20 protein-coding genes and 1 pseudogene are annotated in these 23,101 nt (G+C 65.1%); 10 read left to right on the top strand and 11 right to left on the bottom strand.

Annotation, left to right across the window (positions count from 1 at the left end; genetic code table 11):
- Positions 1–6: 6 nt before the first annotated feature.
- The 5 genes from ACO07J_RS18430 to cysQ all read right to left on the bottom strand — a co-directional run bounded on the left by ACO07J_RS18430 (position 7) and on the right by cysQ (position 4,727).
- Positions 7–1,029, bottom strand: a complete 1,023-nt coding sequence (locus ACO07J_RS18430) for a glycosyltransferase family 2 protein (RefSeq protein ID WP_422031668.1) — start codon at positions 1,027–1,029, stop codon at positions 7–9.
- Between the two features lie 45 nt (positions 1,030–1,074).
- Positions 1,075–2,058: a UDP-glucose 4-epimerase GalE gene (gene galE / locus ACO07J_RS18425; RefSeq protein ID WP_422031666.1), complete on the bottom strand. Its 984-nt coding sequence runs from the start codon at positions 2,056–2,058 to the stop codon at positions 1,075–1,077.
- A 15-nt stretch (positions 2,059–2,073) separates the two neighbouring features.
- Positions 2,074–2,967, bottom strand: a complete 894-nt coding sequence (gene galU / locus ACO07J_RS18420) for a UTP--glucose-1-phosphate uridylyltransferase GalU (protein WP_422031664.1) — start codon at positions 2,965–2,967, stop codon at positions 2,074–2,076.
- Positions 2,968–3,129: 162 nt separating this feature from the next.
- Positions 3,130–3,930 carry a 3-deoxy-manno-octulosonate cytidylyltransferase gene (locus tag ACO07J_RS18415; protein WP_422031662.1) on the bottom strand — a complete coding sequence of 267 codons (801 nt, stop codon included), beginning with the start codon at positions 3,928–3,930 and terminating at the stop codon, positions 3,130–3,132.
- A complete protein-coding gene (cysQ, locus tag ACO07J_RS18410) occupies positions 3,930–4,727 on the bottom strand; it encodes a 3'(2'),5'-bisphosphate nucleotidase CysQ (protein ID WP_422031660.1) in 798 nt (265 codons plus the stop codon). The genes ACO07J_RS18415 and cysQ overlap by 1 nt, the downstream gene beginning before the upstream one ends.
- Positions 4,728–4,862: 135 nt before the next feature.
- Here cysQ and ACO07J_RS18405 point away from each other — a divergent pair, with 135 nt between their 5' ends.
- Positions 4,863–5,684: an ABC transporter permease gene (locus tag ACO07J_RS18405; RefSeq protein WP_422031658.1), complete on the top strand. Its 822-nt coding sequence runs from the start codon at positions 4,863–4,865 to the stop codon at positions 5,682–5,684.
- Entirely contained in the window at positions 5,681–6,292 is a 612-nt protein-coding gene (locus ACO07J_RS18400) for an SH3 domain-containing protein (RefSeq protein WP_422031656.1), read from the top strand. Before ACO07J_RS18405 ends, ACO07J_RS18400 begins: the two co-directional genes overlap by 4 nt.
- On the opposite strand, the gene ACO07J_RS18395 is transcribed toward ACO07J_RS18400, so the two are convergent.
- On the bottom strand, positions 6,289–6,894 hold the full coding sequence (locus ACO07J_RS18395; RefSeq protein WP_422031654.1) for an alpha-ketoglutarate-dependent dioxygenase AlkB family protein: 606 nt from the start codon (positions 6,892–6,894) through the stop codon (positions 6,289–6,291). The two genes, ACO07J_RS18400 and ACO07J_RS18395, sit on opposite strands and share 4 nt — an antisense overlap.
- Before the next feature lie 216 nt (positions 6,895–7,110).
- On the opposite strand from ACO07J_RS18395, the gene dnaK reads away from it, so the two are divergent.
- Both dnaK and dnaJ read left to right on the top strand, forming a co-directional pair.
- On the top strand, positions 7,111–9,027 hold the full coding sequence (dnaK, locus tag ACO07J_RS18390) for a molecular chaperone DnaK (RefSeq protein WP_422031652.1): 1,917 nt from the start codon (positions 7,111–7,113) through the stop codon (positions 9,025–9,027).
- Positions 9,028–9,092: 65 nt separating this feature from the next.
- Positions 9,093–10,247, top strand: coding sequence for a molecular chaperone DnaJ (gene dnaJ, locus ACO07J_RS18385; RefSeq protein WP_422031650.1), 1,155 nt, complete (start codon positions 9,093–9,095; stop codon positions 10,245–10,247).
- A 41-nt stretch (positions 10,248–10,288) separates the two neighbouring features.
- Here dnaJ and ACO07J_RS18380 read toward each other — a convergent pair whose 3' ends face one another.
- The gene (locus ACO07J_RS18380; protein WP_422031648.1) at positions 10,289–11,131 is read right to left on the bottom strand and encodes a DUF305 domain-containing protein; all 843 of its coding nucleotides are present in this window, start codon (positions 11,129–11,131) and stop codon (positions 10,289–10,291) included.
- Positions 11,132–11,317: 186 nt separating this feature from the next.
- Between ACO07J_RS18380 and ACO07J_RS18375 the strand changes: the two genes are divergently transcribed.
- Positions 11,318–11,743 carry a PACE efflux transporter gene (locus tag ACO07J_RS18375; protein ID WP_422031646.1) on the top strand — a complete coding sequence of 142 codons (426 nt, stop codon included), beginning with the start codon at positions 11,318–11,320 and terminating at the stop codon, positions 11,741–11,743.
- Positions 11,744–11,778: 35 nt separating this feature from the next.
- Positions 11,779–12,543 (top strand): RadC family protein, encoded by a 765-nt coding sequence (radC, locus tag ACO07J_RS18370; protein ID WP_422031644.1) that lies wholly within the window; start codon positions 11,779–11,781, stop codon positions 12,541–12,543.
- A 6-nt stretch (positions 12,544–12,549) separates the two neighbouring features.
- Here the strand turns inward: radC and ACO07J_RS18365 are convergent, their stop codons facing one another.
- From ACO07J_RS18365 to secA, 3 genes are all read right to left on the bottom strand, one after another.
- The gene (locus ACO07J_RS18365; protein ID WP_422031642.1) at positions 12,550–14,112 is read right to left on the bottom strand and encodes a phosphate ABC transporter substrate-binding/OmpA family protein; all 1,563 of its coding nucleotides are present in this window, start codon (positions 14,110–14,112) and stop codon (positions 12,550–12,552) included.
- Positions 14,113–14,136: 24 nt separating this feature from the next.
- The gene (locus ACO07J_RS18360; RefSeq protein WP_422031640.1) at positions 14,137–15,108 is read right to left on the bottom strand and encodes a hypothetical protein; all 972 of its coding nucleotides are present in this window, start codon (positions 15,106–15,108) and stop codon (positions 14,137–14,139) included.
- Positions 15,109–15,282: 174 nt separating this feature from the next.
- On the bottom strand, positions 15,283–17,985 hold the full coding sequence (secA, locus tag ACO07J_RS18355; protein ID WP_422031638.1) for a preprotein translocase subunit SecA: 2,703 nt from the start codon (positions 17,983–17,985) through the stop codon (positions 15,283–15,285).
- A 185-nt stretch (positions 17,986–18,170) separates the two neighbouring features.
- On the opposite strand from secA, the gene ACO07J_RS18350 reads away from it, so the two are divergent.
- From ACO07J_RS18350 to ACO07J_RS18335, 4 genes are all read left to right on the top strand, one after another.
- Positions 18,171–19,031 carry a peptidylprolyl isomerase gene (locus ACO07J_RS18350; RefSeq protein ID WP_422031636.1) on the top strand — a complete coding sequence of 287 codons (861 nt, stop codon included), beginning with the start codon at positions 18,171–18,173 and terminating at the stop codon, positions 19,029–19,031.
- A 2-nt stretch (positions 19,032–19,033) separates the two neighbouring features.
- The gene (gene argJ / locus ACO07J_RS18345) at positions 19,034–20,263 is read left to right on the top strand and encodes a bifunctional glutamate N-acetyltransferase/amino-acid acetyltransferase ArgJ (protein WP_422031634.1); all 1,230 of its coding nucleotides are present in this window, start codon (positions 19,034–19,036) and stop codon (positions 20,261–20,263) included.
- Positions 20,260–20,658 (top strand): 8-oxo-dGTP diphosphatase MutT, encoded by a 399-nt coding sequence (mutT, locus tag ACO07J_RS18340; protein ID WP_422031632.1) that lies wholly within the window; start codon positions 20,260–20,262, stop codon positions 20,656–20,658. The genes argJ and mutT overlap by 4 nt, the downstream gene beginning before the upstream one ends.
- 219 nt (positions 20,659–20,877) lie before the next feature.
- Complete coding sequence (locus ACO07J_RS18335) at positions 20,878–21,012, top strand: hypothetical protein (RefSeq protein ID WP_422031630.1); 135 nt, start codon at positions 20,878–20,880, stop codon at positions 21,010–21,012.
- Between the two features lie 70 nt (positions 21,013–21,082).
- On the opposite strand, the pseudogene infB reads toward ACO07J_RS18335, so the two are convergent.
- A pseudogene (gene infB, locus ACO07J_RS18330) lies at positions 21,083–23,101 on the bottom strand (translation initiation factor IF-2); the annotation flags it as partial.

The raw sequence follows: 23,101 nt of genomic DNA, 5'->3' as shown, positions 1-23,101 counted from the left end.
GCATGATCATATCCAGTTGCCCCGCGACATCAGCCCCATCGCCTCGAGCTGCCGCCAGCTTTTCAGCCTGGTCGACGCCTCGCACCACAGATCGGGGTTCTCCACCAGCGCATCGTAATAGGACTCGTAAAGCGCGCTGTTGGCGAAATGCTCGCCCCGTTCCTTCTCCTCGGCCGATTTATCCACGATCGTATGAAGGAACTTCGTATGCAGCAGCAGGCCCGAGGTCTCCTCTCCGCCGTGCTCGTCATAGACCTGGTTCAGCTCGCGCGGCAAAAGCGCATGGGTCGAGTTGATATACACGTACCGCCGGTTCCACTTCACCAGCGGCACTTTCCCCATCGTCGGCGCGCGGCGCGGCTCCTCGGCAAAGAAACACCGCGCCCGAACCCCGCCCTGGATCCACAGGTTCTGATGCGCGGGCTGCTTCTGGATCATGTAATTCCCCGCATCGAACCAGCACAGCGCCTCGAACGGGTCTTCGCCCGCGCGGTACTCCTGCGCCTTGACCGGCCCCTTGGGGTACATGTCCAGCATCATCGTCCCGAAGGAACTCCGCCCGGTCCGTTCCAGCCATTCGATCAGCGCGGGCAGCGGGCGCGTATCATGATGCGGATAAATCAGGATCTCGTCGGCATCCAGCGTCAGGCACCAGTGGCCGTGCGCGTGGCGGATCATCAGCCATGTCAGCCAGTCCAGCCCGAAGCGCGACAGCCGGTAACTCTCGGGCGTCGACCAAAGCGACACGTCGGGCTGTTGCGCCAGGTATTCCCGTGTGCCGTCATCGCTGGCGTTGTCGACGAACAGGAAATGCTGCACCCCCAGCTTGCGGTGATGTTCCAGGAAAAAGGGCAATCGCACCGCCTCGTTCCGCACCGTCGACGCCGCAAGGATCGCCCCGGGTGCGATCTGCGCCGTCCGGTCGATCACCGGCGAAAGCTGCCGCCGCTTGCGCAGCGCACGGAACAACAGCCGCCGCCGCTTCCAGCGCAGCCTGTATTTCGTCGACGCCTCCGCCAGCCAGCCCATCTTGCCCGATGTCCGTTCCCTGCAGCCTCGGAGTCAGAATCGGCGTTATTTGTCGTAATGTCCAGTTTGGTGCCAGCGCCACGCGTCGGCGATCATCTCGGCCAGCGTGGACCGCTTCGGCTCCCAGCCCAGCTCGGACTTGGCCCGGGTCGAACCCGACACCAGCTTGGTGCAGTCCCCCGGCCGCCGCGACCCTTCGATCACCGGCACCTCGCGCCCCGTGGTGGCACGCGCATGGTCGATCACCTCGCGCACGGTGAATCCGCTGCCGGTGCCCAGGTTGAACACCCGGCTGCCGCGCTGATCCTCCAGCCATTTCAGGCCAAGCACATGCGCCTCCACCAGGTCCATCACGTGCACGTAGTCGCGGATGCAGGTGCCGTCGGGCGTGTCGTAATCCGTGCCGAAGATCGTCAGCGCATCCCGCTTGCCGTCCACCGCGTCCAGCACCAGCGGAATAAGATGCGTCTCCGGCTGGTGGAACTCGCCCACCTCCGCCTCGGGGTCGGCGCCGGCCACGTTGAAATAACGGAAGATCACGCTCCGCATCCCGTGCGCCGCCTCGAAATCCGTCAGCATGTCCTCGATCGCCCGTTTCGAAGCGCCATAGGCATTGATCGGGTACTGCGCACAGTCCTCGTCGAGCACGACGTTGTCCTGATCGCCATAGGTCGCGCAGGTCGACGAGAACACGAAATCGAGACACCCGGCATCCACCGCCGCCTGCAACAGCATCACCGAGCCCGTCACGTTGTTCTCCCAGTAAAGGCCGGGATCCCGCATGCTTTCACCCACCTGGCTCAGCGCGGCGAAATGCATCACCGCGCTGGGCCGGTAGGCCGCGAACACCTGCGCCAGCCGGTCACCGTCGCGCAGGTCGCCCTGCTCGAACGGCCCGAACTTCACCGCCTGTTCCCAGCCGGTGCACAGGTTGTCATATGTTACGGGCGTATAGCCCGCCGCCTTCAGGCACTTGCAGGCGTGAGAGCCGATATACCCGGCGCCCCCGGTGACCAGAATGTTCGTCAAACCACGCCTCCGCGGCTACTGGGCGGCCTTCTCGGCGTGAACCACTTCGTTGAGATATCCCCACAGGTCGTCACGCAGGTCGTCGCGCGCCAGCGCGAAGGCCACCGTCGCCTGCAGATAGCCGGCCTTCGAGCCACAGTCGAACCGCTGCCCCTCGAAACGGAAGCCATAGACCTCCTCGCCGTCCTCGCGCGCATCGGCGATGGCGTCGGTCAGCTGGATTTCACCGCCCGTGCCCGAGCGTTTCTTGTTGAGCTGCTGCAGCACCTTCGGCGTGAGGATATACCGCCCGATCACCGCCAGGTTCGACGGCGCCTCGCCCGGCGCCGGCTTTTCCACCAGCCCCTTGGTCGACACGATCCGGCCCATGTCCTCCTTGACGTCGAGCACGCCGTAGGCGCTCGCCTTGTCCTCGGGCACCTCCATCGCCGCGACGATGTTGCTCTGCGTCTCCTCGAAAGCCTCGACCATCTGCGCCAGGCAGGGCTTGTCGGCGGCGATGATGTCGTCGGGCAGCATAACGGCAAACGGCTCGTTACCGATCAGCCTCCGTGCGCACCAAACCGCGTGGCCCAGCCCCAGCGGCTTGGCCTGCCGGATATAGGCGATCTCGCCGCTGTCCATATCGGTGCTCTTCAGGATTTCCAGAAGCTCGGTCTTGCCGGCTTTGCGCAGCGATTGCTCGAGCTGCGGCGCGTTGTCGAAATAATCCTCAAGCGCGCTCTTGCCGCGCGAGGTGACGAAGATGAATTCCTTGATTCCTGCGGCACGCGCCTCGTCGATGGCGTATTGCACCAGCGGCCGGTCGACCAGCGTCATGATTTCCTTCGGCACAGATTTCGTCGCCGGCAGAAACCGCGTTCCAAGCCCGGCGACCGGAAAGATCGCCTTCGACACCTTTTTACGCATGAGCAGCTCCTCGCTCTGATTTCGGGCCTTCTCTACACCAATTCACCGGGGTGCGCACGGGTCCGAAGGAATTTCATCTTCAATCAAACGTCCTTGGGCGAAAATTCTCTCAGTATGCCGGCAATTGGTACTCCCTTGGGCGGCCATTTCCCGAAAACGGGCTCAGGCAATGTGCATCGCTTGCATCATTTCCTCGATCCTGTCCACATCTTCCGGGTTGTTCAGCTCCCAGAACTGCCGCCCGCGCGCCTCGACCTCGACGCACAGAATCGTGTGGCCGTTCTCCATGAAGCGAAGCTGCTCCAGCCCCTCCAGCCCTTCCAGCGGCCCGGCCTCCATCCCCGGATAGGCGCGCAGCGCCTCGGGGCGGTAGGCATAGACACCGATATGATGGTAAACCGGTGTCGGCTCGTCATCGGCATAGGTCTGGCCGGTATAGGGCACGACCTCCTTCGAGAAATAGAGCGCGTGCCTTTCCCGCGTGAACACCGCGGTCGTGCCCCCCACGCGCCCCTGCGCCCGGTCCTCGAGGAAGCTGCGATGCGCGCGTCCGTCACAGACCAGCACCGGCGTCGCCACGTCCGCCCCGTCGTCCCGGCGCATCCCGGCGATCAGCTCTTCCACGAACCACGGCGGCGTCAGCGGCGCGTCGCCCTGCAGGTTCACGACGATATCGTAACCCCCGCCCAGCGCGTCCAGCGCCTCGGCACAGCGTTCCGTACCGTTCCGGCAGGCCTCCGAGGTCATCACCACCTCGGCGCCGAACCCCTCGGCGGCGGCGCGGATGCGGTCGTCATCGGTCGCCACCACCACCCGGTCGACCCCCTCCACGGCCCGCGCGGCAAGCCAGCTCCGCTCGACCAGCGATCGCTTTTCCCCCGTGGCCCCGGTCAGCGCGACCAGCGGCTTGCCCGGATACCGGGTCGAGGCATAACGCGCCGGGATGACGATCAGCACCCCCATCAGGCGGGCTTCAGATCCACGCCCGGCGCATAGGCGATGAAGAACGGGTTGGCGTACCCTTCCTTGCCATAGGTCAGCGGGCTGTGGTCATCGAACCGGACCACCTTGCCGCCCGCCCCCTGAAGCACGGCATGGCCGGCGGCGGTGTCCCATTCCATCGTCCGGCCCACGCGCGGATAGAGATCGGCCTCGCCCGTCGCGACAAGGCAGAACTTGAGCGACGATCCCGCGCTTTTCGAATCCTTCACCGCGTACTTGTTGATGTAATCGTCGGTCGCCTGGTCCCGGTGCGACTTGCTCGCCACCACCATCAGCGCGTCGTTGTCGGCCTCCGATACCCGGATCGGCGACAGCGCACCGGGGGTGTCCTTGTCGAACGGGCCGGCTTCCTCGACCGCGCTGCCATCGGCCAGCGTGTAGAACATTCGCTCCTTCGCCGGCGCATAGACGACACCGCGGGTCGGCACGCCATCCTCGACAAAGGCGATGTTCACGGTGAAATCGCCGCGCCGGTGGACGAACTCCTTGGTGCCGTCCAGCGGATCGACGATCAGGAACGTGTCAGCCTTCTCAGCATGCGACGCCGCCTGCTCCTCGGTCACCAGAAGCATGTCCGGAAACGCCTTGCGCAACCCGGCCGAGATGAGCGCATCCGCCGCCTCGTCGGCCTCCGTCACGGGGCTGTCATCCGATTTCACCTTCACGTCGAAATCGTCGGAATTGTAGATTTCCATGATCCTGTCGCCGGCCTCCAGGGCAAGGCGGCGGGCGACGGGGACGAAGTCGGAATAATTCAATGGGCTGCTCCGAATAGGGGTGGGGCCAACTCACGGCCATGTTGCTAGATCGGTCGGCGCCCCTTATGATACGATCGTAACGGGTCGGCAAGAAATCCGTGGCAAATTTCGAGCAGTTCACAGGCGGCAGGACAGATGTTTCAGCAAACCAGACCGCGATCTTCCGTTCAGTCTGCCTTCGCCATCGGCGAATTGATCTATCATGCCACCGTCCGCAAGGTGCGCAGCACGCATAACAACGCCTTTCTCGCCATCGCCGTCAACATGCTTCAGGCGGTCGTTCTCGTCGCCGCCTTCTACGTGATGTTCACCATCCTCGGCCTGCGCGGCGCCAAGCTGCGCGGCGATTTCCTGCTCTACGTGATGTCGGGCATCTTCCTCTACATCACGCACGTGAAATCGGTGGGCGCGGTCTCGGGGTCGGAAACCTCCGCCTCCCCGATGATGCAGCACGCGCCGATGAACACCATCATCTCCATCGCCGCCGGCGCGCTCAGCACGCTCTACATCCAGGCGCTGTCACTGCTGACCATCCTCTTCGTCTACCACGTTGTCTTCAAACCGTTCGAGATCGACCAGCCCGTCCTCGCCTTCTCCATGTTCCTGCTGGCATGGTTCACCGGCTGTGCCGTGGGGCTGGTGCTGCTGGCGATCAAGCCGTGGTTTCCGACCTTCGTCTCGGTTTTCACCCAGGTTTACCAGCGCGCCAACATGATCGCCTCGGGCAAGATGTTCGTCGCCAACGCCCTGCCGCCGACCATGCTGATGCTGTTCGACTGGAACCCGCTCTTCCACTGCATCGACCAGGCGCGCGGCTTCGTCTTCATCAACTACTTCCCGCGCAACTCGAATATCGAGTACCCGATGATCGCCGCCATCGTCCTGATCATGCTGGGCCTGATGGGCGAGTTCTACACGCGCCAGCATGTCTCCAGCAGCTGGGGCGCACGGCGGTGAGGGGCGCGCTCGTTCTCTTCCTGTGCCTCTGGCTTCTTCCGTCGGTTTCCCCGGCCCAGACGCTGCCCGCCATCTATGACGTGTCCGGCGTCGCCGCCAACGACACGCTCAACGTCCGCTCCGGCCCCTCGACCGATCACGGCGTGATCGCCAAGCTGTCACCCGACGCGACCGGCATCGAGGTGATCGATGCCGACAAGACCGGCGAATGGGGCCTCATCAACACTGGCGAGGCGTCGGGCTGGGTCGCCCTGCGCTACATGGCCCGCCAACCCGGCCAGCCCGACACCGGCCTCGCCCGCAACCTCGCCTGTTCCGGGACAGAGCCGTTCTGCTCCTTCAACCTCACCCCCGACCGCAAGGCCGAGATGACCCGCCTCGAAACCACCGTGCCCTTTGCCGATGTTCTCGTCGTGCCCTCGGCCAACCGGCCCGACCGGCACGCGCTGTTCGCCGATGGCGGCGATACCGTGGTCACCGCCATGGTCGGCCGCAACCAATGCTCCGACGGCATGTCCGACCGCGCCTACGGCCTCGGGATCGACCTGCTTGTGACCGACAAGACCGAGGTGAAGGTGTATTCCGGCTGCTGCTCGGTCGCGCCCTAATCCACCACCCGCAGCGTCAGGTTGATTCGCCCGCCCTTCGGCAACAGGGTCGAGGTGCCAAACCGTATCTTGTCGAGCCCGTGGTATAGCAACCGCGCCTGGCCCCCCAGCACCACCACGTCCCCCGACCGCAGCCAGACCGATTGCGTCTTCCCGCCCCGCGTTTCGTTGCCGATCCGGAACAGCCCCTCGTCGCCCAGCGACACCGACAGCACCGGCCAGCCGAAATCGGCCTCGTCCCGATCCTGGTGCATGCCCATCCGGGCGGCCTCGTCGTAATAGTTCACCAGGCAGCAATCCGGCATCCGCTCCCCGCTCACCAGCGCCTGCCAGATCGCCAGCACGCTCTCCGGGATCGGCGGCCAGGCCATCCCCTCCGGATGCCGCCGCTCGTAGCGGTAACCCTTGCGGTCCGAATACCACCCGTATCTCCCGGCCGAAGTCATCTTCACCCGCATCGGCTTGCCATAGGGCGTCATGGGCGAAAACAGCGGCGCCACCTCCGCCACCCCGCGGATATCCTCGACCACCCTCACCTGCCCCTCACGGTCGAGGAATCCCTCGTAAACATCCACGCCCCTGATCGTCTGCGTCGGCCTCATGCCACCCTCCGGTCCGAATCCGCGTCCTTCCTACCGCAATTGCTCCAATTTTGCAGGTTACGCCGCGCAGCGGCGCTTGCAGGGGCCTACCGGCCTGCCTATATACGCCCGGAAGCGCAGGACGGGCCTCGCCCGGTCTGCCCGAGTATCGGGGCCGGATGCCATAAAGGGTCCGGTCATCGTTGAAATCGCCTTAAGAAGAAGGGATCGAAAAACATGTCCAAAGTGATCGGTATTGACCTCGGCACCACCAACAGCTGCGTCGCCCTCATGGATGGCAGCCAGGCCCGCGTGATCGAGAACTCGGAAGGGGCACGGACAACCCCCTCCATCGTCGGCTTCACCGAAGACGAACGCCTTGTCGGCCAGCCGGCCAAGCGCCAGGCTGTCACCAACCCCGAAAACACCATCTTCGGCGTCAAGCGCCTCATCGGCCGCCGGGTCGACGACCCGGATCTCGCCAAGGACAAGAAGAACATGCCGTTCTCCGTCATCGACGGCGGCAATGGCGACGCATGGGTTTCCGTCCGGAACGAGAAGTATTCGCCCTCGCAAATCTCCGCCTTCATCCTCGGCAAGATGAAGGAAACCGCCGAAAGCTACCTCGGTGAAGAGGTGACGCAGGCGGTCATCACCGTCCCCGCCTATTTCAACGACGCCCAGCGTCAGGCCACGAAAGACGCCGGCAAGATCGCCGGCCTCGAAGTGCTGCGGATCATCAACGAACCGACCGCCGCCGCGCTGGCCTACGGGCTCGACAAGGAAAACACCCACACCATCGCGGTCTATGACCTCGGCGGCGGTACGTTCGACGTCACCATCCTCGAGATCGACGACGGCCTCTTCGAAGTCAAATCCACCAACGGCGACACGTTCCTCGGCGGTGAAGACTTCGACATGCGCATCGTCAATTACCTCGCGGACGAGTTCAAAAAGGAACACGGCGTCGACCTCACGCAGGACAAAATGGCGCTGCAACGCCTGAAAGAGGCGGCCGAGAAAGCCAAGATCGAGCTGTCCTCCTCCTCGCAGACCGAGATCAACCAGCCGTTCATCTCGATGAGCTCGAGCGGCCAGCCGCTGCACATGGTCATCAAGCTGACCCGCGCCAAGCTGGAAAGCCTCGTCGGCGACCTGATCCAGGCCTCGCTCAAGCCGTGCAAGGCCGCGCTGAAGGATGCCGGCATGTCGGCCAGCGAGATCGACGAGATCGTTCTCGTCGGCGGCATGACCCGTATGCCCAGGGTCGTCGAGGAAGTGACCAAGTTCTTCGGGAAAGAGCCCCACAAGGGCGTGAACCCCGACGAGGTCGTCGCCATGGGCGCCGCCATCCAGGCCGGCGTGCTCCAGGGTGACGTGAAAGACGTGGTCCTGCTCGACGTCACTCCGCTCTCGCTGGGCATCGAAACGCTGGGCGGTGTCTTCACCCGCCTGATCGACCGCAACACCACGATCCCGACCAACAAGTCGCAGATCTTCTCGACCGCCGAAGACAACCAGTCGGCCGTGACGATCCGGGTCTTCCAGGGCGAGCGTGAAATGGCCGCAGACAACAAGCTGCTCGGCCAGTTCAACCTCGAGGATATCCCGCCGGCCCCGCGCGGCATGCCCCAGATCGAGGTGACCTTCGACATTGACGCCAACGGCATCGTCTCCGTCGGCGCCAAGGACAAGGGCACCAACAAGGAGCAGAAGATCACGATCCAGGCGTCGGGCGGCCTGTCCGAGGAAGACATCGACAAGATGGTCAAGGACGCCGAGGAGAATGCCGAGGCCGACAAGGCCCGCCGCGGCATGGTCGAGGCCCGCAACCAGGCCGAAAGCCTGATCCACTCGACCGAGAAGTCGATGGAAGAGCATGGCGACAAGGTCGACCCGACCACCATCGAGGCGATCGAACTGGCCATCGCGGCGCTCAAGGACGAGCTCGAGAAGGAGGATGCCACCGCCGAGAAGATCAAGGCCGGCATCCAGAACGTGACCGAGGCCGCGATGAAGCTCGGCGAGGCCATCTACAAGGCCAGCCAGGAAGAGTCGGATGACGAGCCCGCCGCGGCCGACCGCAGCGGTTCGGACGACGACGATATCGTCGACGCCGACTTCGAGGATCTCGACGACGACAAGCGCGCGTGAGCTGCGCGACGGTTGACCGGGGGCCCGCTCAGGGCCCCCGTTTGACCTTTTGAAGGAGATCCGAGATGTCCAAACGCGACTATTACGAAGTACTTGGGCTCTCAAAGGGCGCGTCGGCAGACGAGATCAAGAAAGCCTACCGGAAGAAGGCCAAGGAACTTCACCCCGACCGGAACAAGGACAACCCCAACTCCGAGAAGGCATTCAAGGAGGCGGGCGAGGCCTATGACGTCCTGAAAGACCCCGAGAAGAAGGCGGCCTATGACCGTTTCGGCCACGCGGCCTTCGATGGCGGCATGGGCGGCGGCCCGCGCCCCGGCGGCATGGGCGGCGGCCACGGCCAGGGCGATTTCGCCTCGGCCTTTTCCGACGTTTTCGACGACCTGTTCGGCGACTTCATGGGCGGCGGCCGCGGCGGCGGACGCCAGCGCGCCTCGCGCGGGTCCGACCTGCGCTACAACCTGCGCGTCACGCTCGAAGAGGCCTATGGCGGCCTGCAGAAGACCATCAACGTGCCCAGTTCCGTCACCTGTGACGCCTGCGACGGCACCGGGGCCGAAGGCGGCGCCGAGCCCACCACCTGCCCGACCTGCTCGGGCATGGGCAAGGTCCGCGCACAACAGGGCTTCTTCACCGTCGAACGCACCTGTCCCACCTGTTCGGGGCTGGGCCAGATCATCAAGAACCCGTGCAAATCCTGCCATGGCCACGGCCGGGTGGAACGCGACCGCTCGCTCAGCGTGAACATCCCCGCGGGCGTCGAGACCGGCACCCGCATCCGCCTCGCCGGCGAAGGCGAGGCCGGGATGCGCGGCGGCCCGGCGGGCGACCTCTATATCTTCATCGAGGTGGCCCCGCACGAGCTGTTCCAGCGCGAGGAAAAGAACCTGTTCTGCCGCGTGCCCGTCTCGGTCAGCACCGCCGCCCTCGGCGGCGATATCGAGGTGCCCACCATCGACGGCGGCCGCAGCCGGGTGAAAATCCCCGAAGGCTCGCAAACCGGCCGCCAGATGCGCCTGCGCAACAAGGGCATGCCCTCGCTCCGCGGCGGCGCCCATGGCGACATGTTCATCGAGCTGGCGGTCGAAACCCCGGTCAACCTGACCTCGCGCCAGAAAGAGCTTCTGCGCGAATTCGCCGGTCTCAGCGAAGACAACAACCCCGAGAGCAAGAGCTTCTTCTCCTCGGTGAAAAGCTTCTGGGACTCGATGAAAAGCTGATCGCTCAACCCGGCGCGCCCCTCGGCGCGCCGGTATGCGCTTCAGGCCCCCTTACACTCGTAAAACCCGCGATAGCCCACCGTCAGCCCCGCATCGAGGGTCATGACAAGGTCGGCCGCCTCTTCCGTGGCGCCATCCACGCGGGTCACCTGCATCTCCACGCCCTCGGCGGCAAACCCGGCCTCCGCATCGCCCTGCAGTTCAACGAGCCGCCCGTTCACCTTCATCACGGCCGCGCCGCTGCCATCGGTGGCAAGAACTGCCGGGCTGTCCAGCGTCCGCAGGAACCGGCAATCCGCCGCGCCGTCCAGCACGCCGCCGATCTCGTCAACGCTCATCGCCTCGGCATCCAGCGTCTCGACCCGAACCTCCGACAGCGCCTTGTCCAACGTGGCCACCGGCGCCACCTCACCGCCTGACCGCGGCGGGATCGGTTCGCCACCCTCCTCGGCATGAGCGATCAGGTACTTCATCTCGGCAATCTCCTTGTTCTGCGCCGCGATGATGCTGTCCGCCAGCTTCCGCACGCGAGGGTCGGAAATATTCGCCCGCCCCGAGGTCATGATGGCAATCGAATGGTGCGGAATCATCGCCCGCATGAAGCTCCGGTCCTCCACCGTCACCTGGCTGCGCACGAGGTACAGCATCGCCGCGAACACGATCACGCTGCCCGTGAAGATCGCGATATTCGCCTTCCGGTTCGTATACATCGCCAGCATGAAGGACAGCATGATCACCGCCATGGTCGCGCCCATCAGCACCGCCATGTAGGCCCGCGTCTCGCTGAAAAGCGCGTGCGGCCAAAGGTAGGTGTTCAGGTACATCAGCCCGAACATCACCAGTGTCGAGGTCCCGATCATCGCGAAAAAGCGCCAGTAGGACATGGAAAACCTCCTTTCGTATCGATCCTCCCTGCCCAACCAACGGGGTTACAGCGCTGGAAGGTTCCATGACGTCCTGCGGCTTGAATTTCCGAAGCCGGGTGCGTATCTCCCTCTCAGGCAAGGACGACCTCGCCCGATCCACCGATCTTTCCACGGGACGACCCGGCACTTCATCGGAGACATCCCGTGCGCACCACCCTCGACCGTATCCGCCAGGCCCTCGCCTTCGAGATCCTCGGCATCCTCATCGTCACCCCGCTCTTCGCCTTCCTGTTCGATCACGGCATGGCCGAGATCGGCGTGCTCGCCATCATCAGCGGTACGCTGGCGACGCTGTGGAACTACCTCTTCAACCTCGGCTTCGACCACGCGCTCCTGCGCTGGCGCGGCACGGCCCGCAAGACCCTGCCCCTGCGCATCGCCCACGCCACCCTGTTCGAGCTGTCCTTCATGGCGCTCCTGCTGCCGGTCGTGGCCTGGTGGCTCGGCATCTCGCTCCTCGCGGCCCTGCTGCTCGACCTCTCCTTCGCGGTCTTCTACCTCGGCTACACCTTCGTCTTCACCTTGGGCTACGACCGCCTCTACCCGCCCGAGGCGCCGCAGCGGGCTTAACCCTTCGCTAACCAAACTCCCGCATCGTGAGGGGCATGAGCAACGTTCGTGCCTTCTCCGACCTGTCTCTCCCGCTCTTCGACAGCGATGACTGCGCCGCGCCGGCCAGCGATCAGGCGGCGAAACAACCCTCCTACCTCCGCGACCACCGCAAACGCCTGCGCGACCGGTTCCTCGCCGGCGGCCCCGCCGCCCTGCCCGATTACGAGATGCTCGAGCTTGTCCTCTTCCGCGCCATCCCCCGGCGCGACGTCAAACCCCTCGCCCGCGCCCTGCTCGATCGTTTCGGCGACTTCAACGGCGTCCTCTCCGCCCCGCCAGACCAGCTCGACACGCTCGACGGCGTGGGCGAGGCTGTGATCTGCGAGCTCAAGGTGGTCGAGGCCGCGGCCCACCGCCTCTCGCAATCCCGCATCCGGCAGAAACAGATCCTGTCATCATGGGACGCCCTGCTCGACTATTGCCGCACCACCATGGCCCACCGCCCCACCGAGCAGTTCCGCGTCTTCTACCTCGACCGCAAGAACACCCTCATCGCCGACGAGGAACAGGCCGAGGGCACGGTCGATCACGTCCCCGTCTACCCCCGCGAGATCATGAAACGCGCGCTCCTGCTCAACGCCAGCGCCCTCATCCTTGTCCACAACCACCCCTCGGGCGATCCCACCCCGTCGGAGGCCGACATCGCCATGACCCGCCAGGTCACCCGCGCCGCCGAGGCGCTGAACATCGTGCTGCACGACCATGTCATCATCGGCAAATCGCAGGAGCTCAGCTTCCGCGCCGAAGGCTACCTCTAACCCCGCTCAGCGCACCCAGACCTCGACCCGCCGGTTGATCTGCCGGCCCCACGCGCTGTTGTCACAGGCCATCGGCATCGCCTCCCCGAACGCCTCCGTCTCCAGCCCGATCCGCGACAGGTTCGCCGTCTCCGCGGCCTCGACCACGGCATCGCGCACCGTGTCCGCCCGCCGCTGGGCGATCTTCAGGTTCGCCAGCGCCGACCCGTCACTGTCACTGAACCCCACGAAGACCAGCCGCCGCGAATCGTAGAGCCCCACCTCCATCGCCCGCGCCAGCTGCTGCACGTTCGACCGCGATTGCGCGTCCAGCCGCACCGACCCGGTCTCGAACCGGAATGTCGTGGTCAGCCGGTCCAGCGGCGTCAGGAACGCCACCATCCGCTGCAGCTCCTCCAGCGACGTCTCCTCGCCCGCCTGCGCAATGGCATTGGCAAACCGGTCCCCCTGCTGATGGATCGGTATCTCCTCCGGCGCCTGGTCGACGAACCCGGCCCGCCGCATCACCAGCTGCGCCGACGGATCCCGCAGGTAGGCCAGGAATTCGCGCACCAGCTTGGGAAACCGCCGCGCCGGAAGATACAAGAACATCGGCGAGGTCAGCGGGTAATCCTCGGTCTTCACCGCCTGCCGCCCGGCCCGCAGCACGAAGCCGCACTCGCCCCTTATCGCCAGCTCCCACGCCGCGTCCGTCTCTGACCGGCTGGTCACGCCGATGGCAAACGGGTCCGCCGCCACCGCCTCGGCCAGCCCCGGCCCCGCCGGGTGAAACGTCACCGCCTCCAGCAACGACTTGAAGGCGGGCTTCAGAAGCCGGTCCTCCGTCGCCTGCCCCAGGCCAGAGCGTGGCCCATGCACATGCACCGCGATCGGCGCGTTCGGCCCGCCCAGCTCCTCCCAGTTGTCGATCTCGCCGGTCAGCACCCGCACCAGCTCCGGCACCGAGACAGACTGCACCGGGTTCGACGGCGCCACCACCGGCACCAGCGCATCCAGCGCGATCACCCGGCTGCCATTGCGCGAGGACAGGTCGCCGATCCCGGCCTCCCGCCCGCGCAACACTTCCTCGCGCCGCACCTCGCGCAGCGCCATCACGATATCGGCCTCGTCCGCCAGCAGGTCGGCAAAGCCCTCGTCGGTATTGTTCAGCCGAAACCTGAACTCGCCCAGCACCCGGTTGTCCTGCGCCGGGTCGGTAATCCGGTAGATCGCCTCGCTGTCCGAAATGATCTCGCGCCCCGCCTCGAAACTGTGGCGGATCGCGAACGCCTCAAGCAGCGCGGGCATCAGCACGCGGCCCACCGTCGGCGCGCCGGAAAACGTCACCCGCGCCACGAAATCCTCGAGATCGGGGCAACCCGGCCCCTCGCACAGCACGCCCGACCCATCGACGGTCAGCTCGCCATAGACCGTATCGACCCGGTAGAATTCGCCATCGAAGCCCAGCAGGTTGCCGGAAATCTCGACATCGCCGTCGCGCGACGTCAGCGTGACATCCTGCGCCAGCCCAACCCCGGCAAGCATGCAAAGAAGAAGTGCGGCGAAACTCGCCGCACGTACAATCGCCATGAAATGACTCCCGGCCGCAGCGTATCAGTTGCGGGCGATATTCAAGTCATCAAACAGGTTTTTCAACACCAGATAGTCACCAACCGCGTCACATTCCGGCATCGCCAGCACAAGTTCCTTCGCGGCCATCCGGTCGGTGCCGGATTTCTGCAGGATCTGTGCCTCGATATCGGTGTTGCAGTTGTCTTCCGTCACCTCGGCCTCGAGGTTGATACGGATCATCCCTTCCTTCAGCGCGGTGCCCGACGGGAAGGTATAGATTTCGGCCATCATCGGGTTGAACGCCTCGGCGTCGCCCAGCCGCGTGATGAACCCGCCCTCGCCCTTCGCGGCGCTGGCAAGATCACGGGCCGCCCCGGCCCAGACATGGCCGTCGGCCTCGTACCCCGCCTCGTATTCCAGCGCGTGGATCTGAAGGCCCTCCGGCCCGCTCCACTGCACGACGGCGCGGTCGTAATATTCCAGCGTACCGACCTCGGTATTCGCAACCGCACTGGCCCCGCTGGTGAAGGTCGCGATAAAGATCGCCGCCTTGTTGAGCGCGGGCACACTGATTTCTGCGTGCCCCTCGGCATTGGTCGCATCGGCGAACATCATGCCATTGTGATGCAGGGTGAACCGCTCGTTGGCCAAGCAGGGCGCGTTCAGCGTCAGCTTCACCATGGCCGCGGCCACAGCCTGCGCCTCGAAGCCAATGTCGCAGCCAAAGCTCGGCGCGGGCTCTTCGGTGGGCAGGTCGGTGATCGGCTCGTCTTCCAGCGCCGCCAGCGTCACCGGGTTGTCCGGCAGCAGCTCGGGCTGCGGCGCGGCCGAGGGCGGCACGGGGATGGCGGCGGTCAGCGCGATATCCTCAAGCTGAACCTGTTCCTCTTCGTCGACCGGCGCCTTGAGCGCCTGCTCCACGAGCGGAACGACATCCTGGATGGCACTGGCCGAGGCCACACGGACGGATCCGCCCGGCGCCGACCGGTCAGGGGTCTGCATATAGTGCTGCATGAAAAAGCCCGTTCCCACGGCACAGAACAACGTCCCGAGGATCGTGATAATACGTCTGGCACTGATCATGGCAAACTCCCGCACCGAAAAGATCAGCGGCAGGGATAGAAAGAGAAAAAGGCCGCCATGAGGCAGCCTTATGATTTGATTATGCTCAGGATAAGGCGCCCGGGATCAGACCAACTGGCCGTGGCAATGCTTGAATTTCTTGCCTGAACCGCACGGGCAGGGCTGGTTCCGCCCCGGATTCCCCCAGGTCGCCGGGTCGGATTCGTCGAACCCTTCGGGCGACGACGTCTCCTGCACGATCTGGCCGTCCTTCTCGGTTTCGGCCTGCGCCGCCATCGTCGCGCGCTGCTGTTCGATATCGGCCAGCATGGCCTGCTGCTCTTCCTCGGTCATCGGCCGGATCTGCGACAGCTTCTGCGTCACGTCCTGCCGCAGGCTGTCGAGCATCGTCTCGAACAGCTGGAACGCCTCGGTCTTGTACTCGTTCAGCGGGTCGCGCTGCGCGTAACCGCGGAAGCCCACCACGCTGCGCAGATGCTCCAGCGTCAGCAGGTGCTCGCGCCATTTCTGGTCGATCGTCTGCAACAGGATCTGCTTCTCGATGCTGCGCATGTTCTCGGCCCCGAAAGCGGCCGTTTTCTGCGCCATCATCTCGTCGGCGGCCTTCTCGACCCGCTCGGCGATGTCGTCGTCGTCGACACCTTCCTCGTCCGCCCATTCCGCCACCGGCAGGTCAAGGTTCAGCTTCTCGCGCACGGCGGCATCGAAGCCTTCCATGTCCCACTGGTCGGCATAGGTCTTGGGCGGCATGTACTGGTCGATCAGCTCGTCGATCACCTCGCCGCGCATGTCCTGCACGATCTCGCTCAGGTCCGACGCCTTCATGATATCCAGCCGCTGCTTGAAGATCACCTTCCGCTGCTCGTTCATCACGTCGTCGAATTTCAGCAACTGCTTCCGGATGTCGAAGTTGCGCCCCTCGACCTTGGCCTGCGCCCGCTCCAGCGACTTGTTCACCCACGGGTGAATGATCGCCTCGCCTTCCTTCATGCCGAGGCCCGAAAGAACCTTCTCCAGCCGCTCCGAGCCGAAGATCCGCATCAGGTCGTCGTCGAGGCTCAGGAAGAAGGCCGACCGCCCCGGGTCACCCTGCCGGCCCGACCGGCCGCGCAGCTGGTTGTCGATCCGCCGGCTCTCGTGCCGCTCGGTGGCCAGCACGAACAGGCCCCCGGCCTCGATCACCGCCTGCTCGTCGGCCTTGTGATCCGCCTCGATCCGCTGGCGGATCTCCTCGGGGTCCTTCTCCGGATCGGCGGCGATGGCTTCCATCACCTTGAAATCCACGTTGCCGCCCAGCTTGATGTCGGTGCCCCGCCCGGCCATGTTCGTGGCAATCGTCACGGCGCCCAGCTTGCCCGCATCGGCGACGATCTGCGCCTCCTTCTCGTGCTGGCGCGCGTTCAGGACGTTATGCTCGATCCCCGCCTTGGTCAGCAGCTGGCTCAGCATCTCCGACTTCTCGATCGACGTGGTCCCCACCAGCACCGGCTGCTTCTTCTCGTGCGCCTTGTGGATCGCGTCGATGATCGCGGTGTATTTCTCTTCCTGCGTCCGGTAGACGGCGTCGTCCTGGTCGATCCGGGCAATCGGCAGGTTCGTCGGCACCTCGACCACGCCCAGCCCGTAGATCTGCGCGAATTCCTCCGCCTCGGTCGCCGCCGTCCCGGTCATGCCCGCCAGCTTGTCATACAGCCGGAAGTAGTTCTGGAACGTTACCTGCGCCAGCGTCACGTTCTCGGGCTGGATGTCACAGCCCTCCTTCGCCTCGATCGCCTGGTGCAGACCCTCCGACAGCCGCCGCCCCGGCATCATCCGCCCGGTGAACTCGTCGATCAGCACGACCTCCTTGCCGCGCACGATGTAATCCTTGTCCTTCTGGAACAGCTTGTGCGCCCGAAGCCCCTGGTTCACGTGGTGCACGATCGTCGTGCTCTCGGGGTCATAAAGCGATTGCCCTTCTTCCAGCAGCCCGTGCTCGCGCAGCGTCGCCTCGAGAAACTCGTTCCCCTCGTCGGTGAAGGTCACGTTCCGGGTCTTCTCGTCCACCGTATAGTGATCCTCCGAAAGCGACGGGATCAGCTTGTCGATGGTCACGTAAAGCTCGCTCCGGTCCTGCGCCGGGCCGGAAATGATCAGCGGCGTCCGCGCCTCGTCGATCAGGATGCTGTCCACCTCGTCGACGATCGCGAAATGATGCCCCCGCTGGCTCATCTCCTTCAGCGAGGATTTCATGTTGTCGCGCAGGTAGTCGAAGCCAAGCTCGTTGTTGGTCGCATAGATAACGTCACAGGCATAGGCCTGCTTCTTCTCGCCATCCGGCTGCTGCGGGTAAACCACCCCCGTGGTCATGCCCAGCGCGCCGAAAACCTTGCCCATCCACCCGGCATCCCGCTTGGCGAGGTAATCGTTGACCGTGACGATATGCACGCCCTTGCCGGTCAGGGCATTCAGATATGCCGGAAAGGTCGCCACAAGCGTCTTTCCCTCGCCGGTCTTCATCTCGGAAATGTTGCCCTGGTGCAGGAAAATCCCGCCCATCAGCTGCACGTCGAACGCCCGAAGGCCCAGCGCGCGCCGCGCCGCCTCGCGGCAATTGGCGAAGGCTTCCGGCAGGATGTCATCAAGGCTCTCGCCCCCGGCCACCCGCTGTTTGAGGTCCGCCGTCCGGTCGATCAGCCCCTGGTCGCTCAACGCCTCGAACTCGGGTTCCAGCGCGTTGATCTTCTCGACCAGCGGCCGTGTCGCCTTTACCTTCCGGTCGTTCGCCGTCCCGAAAATCTTCTTGGCGACAGTGTTGATACCCAGCATAGCGTGTCCGTTCCGGTGTTTCGCAAGTTCGTGAAAGGCAATTGCTTGCCCCTGCCTCTATGCGCCCCTAGAACGGGGCCAAGCGGGCGGTCCTGCCTTGATCATAAGGCGATGTAAGGGGCCGCCGAACGAGTGTCAACGTAACAGGGCGCCGCGCCCTGATCCCGACCAGAAAAGGACAGCCCATGCCCGCATCCCTCCGCCCGATCCTCGCCGCCGCCTTCGCCGCGGCGATGGTGATGAGCTCCCCGGCACAGGCACAGGACACGGCCGATCCGAACGAGGTCGTGGCCACCGTCAACGGCACCGAGATCACCCTCGGCCACGTCATCGCCGTCCGCGCCGATCTGCCGCGGCAATATGATCAGTTTCCGCCCGCCCTGCTGTTCCAGGGCATCATCGACCAGCTCGTGCAACAGACCCTGCTTCAGCAATCCTTCGAGGGCGACCTGTCCCTGCAAAGCAGGATCCTGCTGGAAAACGAGGAACGCGCCGTCACCGCCGGAGAGGTCATCGCCCAGGTGATGGAAGGCGGCGTCGACGAGGCCGAGCTTCAGGCCGCCTATGAAGAGCAATACCCCGACGAAACCGGCGAGACCGAGTATCGCGCCTCCCACATCCTCGTCGAGACCGAGGAAGAAGCCCAGGCGCTCGTGACCAAGCTCGAGGAGGAGGGCGCCGACTTCGCCGCACTGGCGCGCGAGAACTCGACAGGCCCCTCCGCCGATGCCGGCGGCGATCTCGGCTGGTTCGGCGAGGGCGACATGGTCGAACCCTTCTTCGAGGCGGTCGCCGCGCTCGAACCCGGCGGCGTTTCCGAACCCGTGGAAACCCAGTTCGGCTGGCACGTCATCACCCTCGTGGAAACCCGCGAAAAGGAACGCCCCGCGTTCGATACCGTCCGCAACGAGCTCGAGAACCAGGTGCGCGAGCAGATGCTGACGGCCCATGTCGAGCAACTGGCGGAAAACGCCAAGATCGACCGGGCCGACACGTCGAACATCAACCCCGAGGCCATCAACGACCCGAGCCTTCTGGAGAACTGACCATGGGCGCAACCCCTCCCCTCTCGCCGCTTGCCCCGGCGGCGTTCCCTTCGCTGCCTGACATCGGCGGGGTCAGCTTTGCCACGGCAGAGGCCGGGGTGCGCTATTCCGGGCGAACCGACGTGATGCTGGCGCTGCTGGCGCCGGGCACGGCCATGGCCGGGGTCTTCACCCGGTCGGCCACCCGCTCGGCCGCGGTGCTCGACTGCCAGAAGAAGATCGGCTTCCAGTCCGAGGCGGGCGCGGCGATCATCGTCAATTCCGGCAACGCCAACGCCTTCACCGGTCGCAACGGCGAGGCAGCGGTCACCGCCGTCACCGCCGCCGTCGCCAGGACACTCGACGTGCCCGAGGCGCGGGTCTTCTCCTCCTCCACCGGCGTGATCGGCGAACCGCTGCCCCATGACCGCATCGCCGCCAAGCTCGACGAGCTGAAGGGCAATCTCGACCCTGCCGGCATCGAAGGTGCCGCCCGCGCCATCATGACCACCGATACCTTCCCCAAGGGCTCGGGCACCCAGATCGAGATCGACGGCCAGCCGGTGCGCATCGCCGGCATCGCCAAGGGCTCCGGCATGATCGCCCCCGACATGGCGACGATGCTGGTCTACATCTTCACCGACGCCGCCATCGAACAGCCAATCCTGCAATCCATGGTCTCGGCCTTGAACCAGACCACCTTCAACTGCATCACCGTCGACAGCGACACCTCCACCTCCGACACGCTGCTCGTCGCCGCCACCGGCGCCTCGGGCATCCGCGTGACCGAGAACAGCATCACCTTCATGGAAGGGCTGCGCCGGGTCATGCTCGACCTCGCCCACCAGGTCGTGCGCGACGGCGAAGGCGCGACCAAGTTCGTCTCCGTCTCCGTCACCGGCGCCTCCAGCGATGCCGACGCACGCACCCACGGGCTCGCCATCGCCAACTCGCCACTGGTGAAAACCGCCATCGCCGGCGAAGACCCCAACTGGGGCCGCATCGTCATGGCCGTCGGCAAATCCGGCGCCCCCGCCGACCGCGACACGCTCAGCATCTGGTTCGGCGATATCCTCGTCGCCAAAGACGGCTGGGTGAACCCCGACTACTCGGAAGACGCGGCAGCCGCCTACATGAAGAACCCCGAGCTCGACATCCATGTCGACCTCGGCCTCGGTGGCGGGCGCGCCGTGGTCTGGACCTGCGACCTGACCCACGGCTACATCGACATCAACGCCGACTACCGCTCATGAAGACCATCCTAGTCTCGGCCGTCGCCCTCATCGACGTCGACGGCCGCGTCCTCCTCACCCAGCGCCCCGAAGGCAAATCCATGGCCGGCCTCTGGGAATTCCCAGGCGGAAAGATCGAACCCGGCGAAACCCCCGAGGCCGCGCTGATCCGCGAACTGCACGAGGAACTGGGCATCGAGACCTGGCAAAGCTGCCTCGCCCCCCTCACCTTCGCCAGCCACAGCTACGACGATTTCCACCTCCTCATGCCCCTCTTCGCCTGCCGCAAATGGCAGGGCACACCGCAGGGCCGCGAAGGCCAGACCCTCAAATGGGCCCGCGTAAACGAGCTGCGCAACTACCCCATGCCCCCCGCCGATATTCCCCTGATCGCCATGCTCCGCGACTGGCTCTGACCGGCGGCATCGGGCCGGGCGCCTCCCCGCCCGGTCGCGCGAATCGTTAAACGTTTCCTCGACGTTCGGCCGGTCCGACTCCGCCCGTTACCCGTTTGGCAATCCCGACAGTGTAGTTTGGATCACGCTTTTCCGTCACAGCATGACATTTTTGCGAAATTGTCTTCTTCTGAATGAAAATCATGCTAACTTCGAACCGTTGCATCTTGGGGAAAAACAATGCTTCGCACCATCTCAATCGGAACCAGCGTCCTGATCCAGGGCCTGTTCGTCAAAGCCCTGCCCGATGGCCGGATCACCGTGCGCATCGGTGGCAAGACCTACAGCGGCCGGCCGGTCACCCGCGCCGCCTGACTGACCAAACCGAATGCAAAGGGGCGGAATGTAATCCCGCCCCTTTTTCATTGCCCATGTCAGCCAGCGATCAGTCGAGGTTGCGCTCGACCTCTTCCCGCTCGAAGATCTCGATCACGTCGTTCGGCCGGATATCGTCGTAATTCTCGAACGCCATCCCGCACTCCTGGCCCGACTGCACTTCCGCAACCTCGTCCTTGAAGCGCTTCAGCGTCTTCAGCGTGCCTTCGTGGATCACCACGTCATCCCGCAGCAGGCGCACCCCGGCAGACCGGCGCGCGATCCCCTCGGTGACAAGACAGCCGGCCACCTTGCCGACACCCGACACCTTGAAGACTTCCTTGATCTGCGCGTAGCCGATGAAGTTCTCGCGGATCTCGGCGCCCAGCAGGCCGCTCGCGGCCGCCTTCACGTCATCCACGAGGTCGTAGATCACGCTGTAATAGCGGATTTCCACGCCCTTCTGGTTGGCCGAGTTCCGCGCCGGCGCGTTGGCCCGCACGTTGAACCCGATCACCGGCGCGCCAGACGCCTCGGCCAGCCCGATATCCGACTCGGTGATGGCGCCGACACCCGCGTGAAGCACGCGCACGCGCACCTCCTCGTTGCCAATCTTCTCCATCGCCTGAACGATCGCCTCGGTCGAGCCCTGCACGTCGGCCTTCACCAGGATCGGCAGTTCCTTGACATTCTCGTTCTCCTTGGCCTGCGCCAGAAGCTGTTCCAGCGTGGTCCCGGCCCCGGCGGCGGCGCGTTTCTCCTTCGCCGCCTTCTGGCGGTACTCGGCAATCTCGCGCGCCTGCGCTTCCGATTGAACCACGTTCAGAACGTCGCCCGCCTCGGGCGTGCCGTTCAGGCCCAGCACCTCGACCGGCACGGAAGGCCCGGCATCCTTGACCCGCTCGCCGCGGTCGTTGATCAGCGCGCGCACCTTGCCGTACTGCTCGCCCACGACAAAGATATCGCCCTGGTGCAGCGTCCCGCGCTGCACGAGAACCGTCGCCACGGGGCCACGGCCCACGTCGAGCTGCGCCTCGATCACGGCACCCTCGGCGGCCCGGTTCGGGTTCGCCTTGAGTTCCAGGATCTCGGCCTGAAGCGCGATCGCCTCAAGCAGCTCGTCCAGGCCCTGCTTCGAGATGGCCGACACTTCCACGTCCTGCACCTCGCCCGACATCGCCTCGACGATCACCTCGTGCTGCAACAGCTCGGTGCGCACCTTGTCGGGGTTCGCGGCGGGCTTGTCGCACTTGTTGATCGCCACGATCATCGGCACACCGGCCGCCTTGGCGTGGTTGATGGCCTCCACCGTCTGCGGCATCACCGAATCGTCGGCGGCCACCACCAGCACCACGATATCCGTCACCTGCGCGCCACGGGCACGCATGCTGGTGAACGCGGCGTGGCCCGGCGTGTCTAGGAAACTCAGGACAGAGCCGCTCTCCGTCGTCACCTGGTAGGCGCCGATATGCTGGGTGATGCCCCCGGCCTCGCCGGCAACCACCTTGGCATCGCGGATCGCATCCAGAAGCGAGGTCTTGCCGTGGTCGACATGGCCCATCACGGTGATGACCGGCGGCCGGGGCAGCAGGTCCTCGTCCTTGTCCTGGACGCTGTCGATCACGTCTTCCACGTCCGAATCCGACACCCGCACGACGCGGTGCCCGAATTCCTCAATGATCAGCTCGGCGGTATCGGCGTCGATGGTCTGGTTCTGCGTGACCATCATGCCCGTCGCGCACGACCTTTTCACGTTCCTGCGCGCCACCCATGGCCTTCTGCCGGGCACGTTCCTGCTTGCGCTTCATCGCGGCCAGCGACTTCTGCCGCCCGCCTTCGCCGCCCGAAAGGGCCTGGTTCAGGGTCAGCTTGCCGGAACGGCGGCCATCGTCGCGGCCCTTGCCACGGCCCTTGCCGCCTTTCTGGTCGCGGTCGGTCTTGGCATCGTCACGGCGCGGCGGCGCAGCCTTCGCGGGCGCGCGCGACGGCTGCGCCTCGTCGGGGGCGGGCTGCGCGGCGGCCTCGGCGGCGCGCTTCGCGGCATCCACCTCTTCCTGGCGCTTGCGCTCTTCTTCCTCGGCCTTCGCCT

This window comes from Roseovarius sp. (assembly GCF_965228755.1).
Taxonomy (GTDB): domain Bacteria; phylum Pseudomonadota; class Alphaproteobacteria; order Rhodobacterales; family Rhodobacteraceae; genus Roseovarius.
This window is presented reverse-complemented; position numbering and strand designations above follow the sequence as displayed.